This is a genomic window from Pseudomonas sp. RW407, from assembly GCF_003176655.1.
GTDB classification, from domain to species: Bacteria; Pseudomonadota; Gammaproteobacteria; order Pseudomonadales; family Pseudomonadaceae; genus Pseudomonas; species Pseudomonas delhiensis.
In genome coordinates this window covers 1,968,826-1,973,873 of sequence record NZ_QGSL01000107.1, presented here as the reverse complement: position 1 = coordinate 1,973,873, position 5,048 = coordinate 1,968,826, and the positions used below count along the sequence as shown (strand labels likewise).

At 70.3% G+C, this 5,048-nt stretch carries 8 protein-coding genes; 6 read left to right on the top strand and 2 right to left on the bottom strand.

Going from position 1 to position 5,048, the window contains the following annotated elements:
* The 6 genes from DK254_RS33045 to DK254_RS33020 all read left to right on the top strand — a co-directional run.
* On the top strand, positions 1 to 418 hold a 418-nt coding region (locus DK254_RS33045; protein ID WP_256596006.1), incomplete at its 5' end, for a thiamine-monophosphate kinase.
* A 5-nt stretch (positions 419 to 423) separates the two neighbouring features.
* Positions 424 to 939, top strand: a complete 516-nt coding sequence (locus DK254_RS33040; RefSeq protein ID WP_109937195.1) for a phosphatidylglycerophosphatase A — start codon at positions 424 to 426, stop codon at positions 937 to 939.
* A gap of 84 nt (positions 940 to 1,023) precedes the next feature.
* Entirely contained in the window at positions 1,024 to 1,671 is a 648-nt protein-coding gene (locus DK254_RS33035) for a TIGR02281 family clan AA aspartic protease (protein WP_109937194.1), read from the top strand.
* 129 nt (positions 1,672 to 1,800) lie between these two features.
* On the top strand, positions 1,801 to 2,424 hold the full coding sequence (gene ribA, locus DK254_RS33030; protein WP_109937193.1) for a GTP cyclohydrolase II: 624 nt from the start codon (positions 1,801 to 1,803) through the stop codon (positions 2,422 to 2,424).
* Positions 2,421 to 2,837 carry an MFS transporter gene (locus DK254_RS33025; RefSeq protein WP_109937192.1) on the top strand — a complete coding sequence of 139 codons (417 nt, stop codon included), beginning with the start codon at positions 2,421 to 2,423 and terminating at the stop codon, positions 2,835 to 2,837. Before ribA ends, DK254_RS33025 begins: the two co-directional genes overlap by 4 nt.
* Positions 2,837 to 3,649, top strand: coding sequence for a cobalamin-binding protein (locus tag DK254_RS33020; protein WP_109937191.1), 813 nt, complete (start codon positions 2,837 to 2,839; stop codon positions 3,647 to 3,649). Before DK254_RS33025 ends, DK254_RS33020 begins: the two co-directional genes overlap by 1 nt.
* 186 nt (positions 3,650 to 3,835) lie before the next feature.
* Here the strand turns inward: DK254_RS33020 and DK254_RS33015 are convergent, their stop codons facing one another.
* On the bottom strand, positions 3,836 to 4,849 hold the full coding sequence (locus DK254_RS33015; protein ID WP_109937190.1) for a zinc-binding alcohol dehydrogenase family protein: 1,014 nt from the start codon (positions 4,847 to 4,849) through the stop codon (positions 3,836 to 3,838).
* A 12-nt stretch (positions 4,850 to 4,861) separates the two neighbouring features.
* On the bottom strand, positions 4,862 to 5,048 hold a 187-nt coding region (locus DK254_RS33010), incomplete at its 5' end, for a putative quinol monooxygenase (RefSeq protein ID WP_146219685.1).

Genomic DNA, 5,048 nt, shown 5'->3' with positions numbered 1-5,048 from the left:
GGCCGAGCCGCTGCTGGCGCGCTACTGGGTGCCGCAGCCGCAGCTGGCCCTCGGCCAGGCCCTGCGCGGCCGCGCCACGGCGGCGCTGGACGTGTCCGACGGCCTGCTCGCCGACTGCGGGCACATCGCCCGAGCCTCCGGCGTGGCCCTGGTCATCGAGGCCGAACGCCTGCCGGCCAGCGCGCCGCTGGAAAGCCTGCTGGGGGCCGAGCGCGCGCTGCAGGCCAAGCTCGGCGCCGGCGACGACTACGTCATCGCCTTCACCCTGCCGCCCGCCGAGCTGCCGGCCCTGCAGGCGCACTGGCCGCAACTGGCGGCCATCGGCCGCGTCGAGGCCGGCAGCGGGGTGCGCGTGCTGGACGCCGGCGGCCACGACATCACGCCGCGCCAGGGCGGCTACCTGCATTTCACGGAGTGACCGCAGTGCCCGAACATCCCGACCAAGCCCCCGCCCAGCCCGTACCGCCGTCGGTCTGGCGCAACCCCTGGCATTTCCTGGCCTTCGGCTTCGGCTCCGGGACCCTGCCCAAGGCCCCCGGCACCTGGGGCTCGCTGGTGGCCATCCCGTTCATCCCGCTGTGGCAGCTGCTGCCGGACTGGGGCTACTGGCTGATGCTGGGGCTGACCATGCTGTTCGGCTTCTGGCTGTGCGGCAAGGTCGCCGACGACCTGCGCGTGCACGACCACGAAGGCATCGTCTGGGACGAGATGGTCGGCATGTGGATCACCCTCTGGCTGGTGCCCGAGGGCTGGTGGTGGCTGCTGGTGGGCTTCCTGGTGTTCCGCTTCTTCGACATCCTCAAGCCCTGGCCGATCCGCTGGGTCGACCGCCACGTGCACGGCGGCGTGGGCATCATGCTCGACGACGTCCTCGCCGGGGTCTTCGCCTGGCTGGCCATGCAGGGGCTGGTCTGGGCCTGGGCCACCTGGCTGGTCTGACAACAGCCGACTGAATCACTGACGGCGCAGCGGCGCCGGTGTAACGTGGCGCCACCTTCGCGCCAGCCGACAAGGAGCCCCATCATGCTGCGCCTGCTGTCCGCCCTGAGCCTCGCCCTTGCCGCCAGCGCGGCCCTCGCCGCCCCGCAGGTGTGGGTGGTGGGGCTGTTCCCCAACGCCGCGGTGGTCAACATCGACGGCCAGCGCAAGTTCCTCCGCGTCGGCGAGACCGGGCCCCAGGGCGTGCAGGTGGTCAGCGCCGACAGCCGCAAGGCGGTGCTGCGCGTGGGTGGCGTCGAGAAGACCTACGAGCTGAGCCGCGAATACAACGCCAGCGGCTACTCGGCCCCGGCGCCGGTGCAGGAAATGAGCATCGCCCGCGGCACCGGCGGGCACTACTGGGTGTCCGGCTCGATCAACGGCCAGAACGCCCAGTTCCTGGTCGACACCGGCGCCACCACGGTGGCGATGAACGAAGGCCAGGCGCGCCGCCTGGGCATCGACTACCGGGTGGTCGGCAAGCCCATGGTCGCCTCCACCGCCAGCGGCACCGTCAAGGGCTGGCGCATCAGCCTGAACAGCGTGAAGCTCGGCGGCATCGAGGTGCTGGGCGTCGACGCCAGCGTGCTGGAAGGCGAGTTCCCCACCGAAATCCTGCTGGGCATGAGCTTTCTCAACCGTGTCGGCTGGCGGGAAGAGCAGGGGATGATGTACATCCAGTCCAAGCATTGAGCCGGTCATCGCGCCATCGACCTATCGATGGCCTCGATAGCCAAGTTGCGGATTTCGCAATGACGGTCGCCCCGGCACTGCTGTTACAATGCCGGCTCCTTACTACTGTCTGACTTTCAGGAGTTTCCGGTGTCCGTCGTGTTCGTCGCCGCCTCCAAGCTGCCCACCCCCTTCGGCGAATTCACCATGCATGGGTTCCTCGACGAGGAAACCGGCAAGGAACATGTCGCCCTGACCATGGGCACCCTCGACGACGGCCAGCCGGTGCTCGGTCGCCTGCATTCCGAATGCCTGACCGGCGATGCCCTGTTCAGCCTGCGCTGCGACTGCGGCTTCCAGCTCGAAGGCGCGCTCTCGGCCATCGCTCGCGAGGGCCGCGGCGTGCTGCTCTACCTGCGCCAGGAAGGCCGTGGCATCGGCCTGCTGAACAAGATCCGCGCCTATGCCCTGCAGGACGAAGGCGCGGACACCGTCGAGGCCAACCTCAAGCTGGGCTTCGGCGCCGACCAGCGCGACTACGCCATGTGCCTGCCGATGCTGCGGCACCTGGGCGTCTGCTCGCTGAAGCTGATGACCAACAATCCGCGCAAGGTGAAGGCGCTGGAAGGCTACGGCCTCACCGTGGCCGAGCGGGTGCCCCTGCAGAGGGGCCTGAACCCGCACAACAAGCGCTACCTGGCGACCAAGGCCGGCAAGCTCGGGCACATGCTCGGCGAACTGCACCAGGGCGAGGCGGAGATCGAGGCGCAGTGAACCGCGCCGCCGAGTTCGGCCGCCTGGGCAGGCTCTGGTGGCTGCACCTGGCGCTGGCCCTCGGGCCGCTGCTGGCGCTGCTGCTGTGGGGCTTCGAGGTGGATGCCCTGGCCGTGCTGGCCACCCCGTTGTACATCGCCGCGCTGGTCTCGATGTACTTCACCCTGCCGCTGTTCCGCCGCTACAAGTTCGCCCTGATCGACGCCGGCAAGGCCCGTGACACGGCCGAAGAGCCCGCCGCCTGGGCGAAGCTGGCGCGCACCTGGCGCAACGGCGCCCTCGGTGCCGGCCTGCCGGCCTGGATCGGCGCGCTGGCCTGCTTCACCGACCTCTCCGGCGTGGCGCTGATCCTCCTCGGGCTGACCAGCCTGCTGATCCTCTGGCTGTACCGCCTGCCGCGCCAGTTGCTCTGATGCGCATCCTGCTCGCCGCCCTGCTGCTAGCGCTTGGCCTGCCCTCGCTGGCGGCGCAGCGGGTGGTGAGCCTCGCCCCCTCGATGACCGACAGCGTCCTGGAACTGGGCGCCGGCGCGCGCCTGGTGGGCGTGCTCGACGGCGACGAGCGTCCGGCGCAACTGGCGGCGTTGCCGTCGCTGGGGCGCTACGGGCAACTGAACCTGGAACGCCTGCTCAGCCTGCGGCCGGACCTGGTGCTGGTCTGGCCCGGGAGCATTCCCGAGGCGCAGATGGCGCGGTTGAGGAATCTCGGGCTGACGCTCTACGTCGCTGAGCCGCACCGGCTGGAAGACATCCCGAAACAACTGGAGGAACTGGGCGCGCTGCTGGGCGCCGGGGAGAAGGGGGCTGCGCTGGCCGCGGACTTCCGCGGGCGGATCGCCGAGCTGCGCCGGGAATACGCCCGCGAGCGCCCGCTGCGGCTGTTCTACCAGGTCTGGAACCGCCCGCTCTATACCCTCGGCGGGCAGCAGGTGGTCAGCGACGCCCTGCAGGTCTGCGGCGCCCGCAACCTGTTCGACGACCTGCAACTGCCGGCGCCCCAGGTGGGCCTGGAGGCCGTGCTGGCACGCGATCCGGAAGTGATACTGGCGCCCACCGCCGAGCAGGCCGGGGAATGGCAGGCCATGAAGCAGCTCAGCGCGACCCGCCTGGGCCAGCTGTGGGTGCTGCCGGACCGCAACCTGGAGCGGCCGAGCTACGCCATGCTGGCCGCCACCGAAAAGCTCTGCCGCCTGCTCGCCGGCGCGAAGACGGCTGACCGCCCGTAGGGCGCATAACGCCGCAGGCGGGTGTTCAGGTTGAATGCGGAGCGCGCCTGAGGCCAAGGTCAGGCGGCGGATAACCGCGAACGGTTATCCGCCCTACGCCAGCCCCAACCTCGTCGTTCGCCCGTAGGGCGCATAACGCCCCAGGCGTTATCCGCCGTTTCCGTCGGCCAGGCGCGATCCCGCCGTTCAGAACCCCTCCAGCACGATCTTGCCCTTGGCCTTGCCGCTTTCCAGCAGCGCGTGGGCGCGGCGCAGGTTGGCGGCGTCGATGCGGCCGAAGTGCTCGCCCAGGGTGGTGCGCAGCACGCCCTGGTCGACCAGGCTGGACACTCGCTGCAGCAGGCGGTGCTGCTCGATCATGTCGTCGGTCTGGAACATCGAGCGGGTGTACATGAATTCCCAGTGCAGCGACAGGCTCTTCTGCTTGAGCAGGCCCACGTTCAGGCTCGCCGGGTCGTCGATCAGGCCCAGGCGGCCCTGCGGGCGCAGGCTGGCGACTATCTGTTCCAAGTGCGCGTCCGTGTGCGTCAGGCTGGCCACGTGGGTGACCTGGCCGATGCCGATGCGCTGCAGTTCCTCGCTCAGCGGCTTGCTGTGGTCGATCACGTGGTGCGCGCCGAGGTCGCGTACCCATTGCTGGGTGTCCGCCCGCGAGGCCGTGCCGATCACGGTGGCCCCGGTCAGCCGCCGGGCCAGCTGGGTGAGGATGGAGCCCACGCCGCCGGCGGCGCCGACGATCAGCAGGCTCTGCCCGGCGCTGCCCGGGCCCTCGGCGATCTGCAGGCGCTCGAACAGCAGTTCCCAGGCGGTGATGCTGGTCAGCGGCAGGGCCGCAGCCTGGGCGAAGTCGAGACTGGCCGGCTTGGCGCCGACGATGCGTTCGTCCACCAGCTGCAGCTCGGCGTTGCTGCCCGGGCGGGTCAGGTCGCCGGCGTAGAACACCTCGTCGCCGGGGCGGAACAGGCTGACCTCGCTGCCCACCGCGCGGACCACGCCGGCGGCGTCCCAGCCCAGCACCTTGTACTCGCCGGCCTGCGGCTCCGCGCGCTGGCGCACCTTGGTGTCCACCGGGTTGACGGAAATGGCGCGGACTTCCACCAGCAGGTCGCGCGGGCCGGGCGTGGGCTCCGGCAGCTGGATGTCGAGCAGGGCGTCGTCGGCGGCGATCGGGCGGCTGTGGGTGTAACCGATGGCTTTCATGCGGGCGGCTCCTCAGTCGATGCGGTTCATCAGGCGGATGTCGAGTTCGGCCAGGTCGGCCCGGGACGCCGCGACGAAGGCCTGGAAGTGCTCGCTGGCCTCGTGCTCGGCGAGGGCGGCCTCGTCGCGCCACTGCTCGATCATGTAGATCAGGTCGGCGTCCTTGCGGTCGCGGTGCAGGTCGTACTGGATGCAGCCG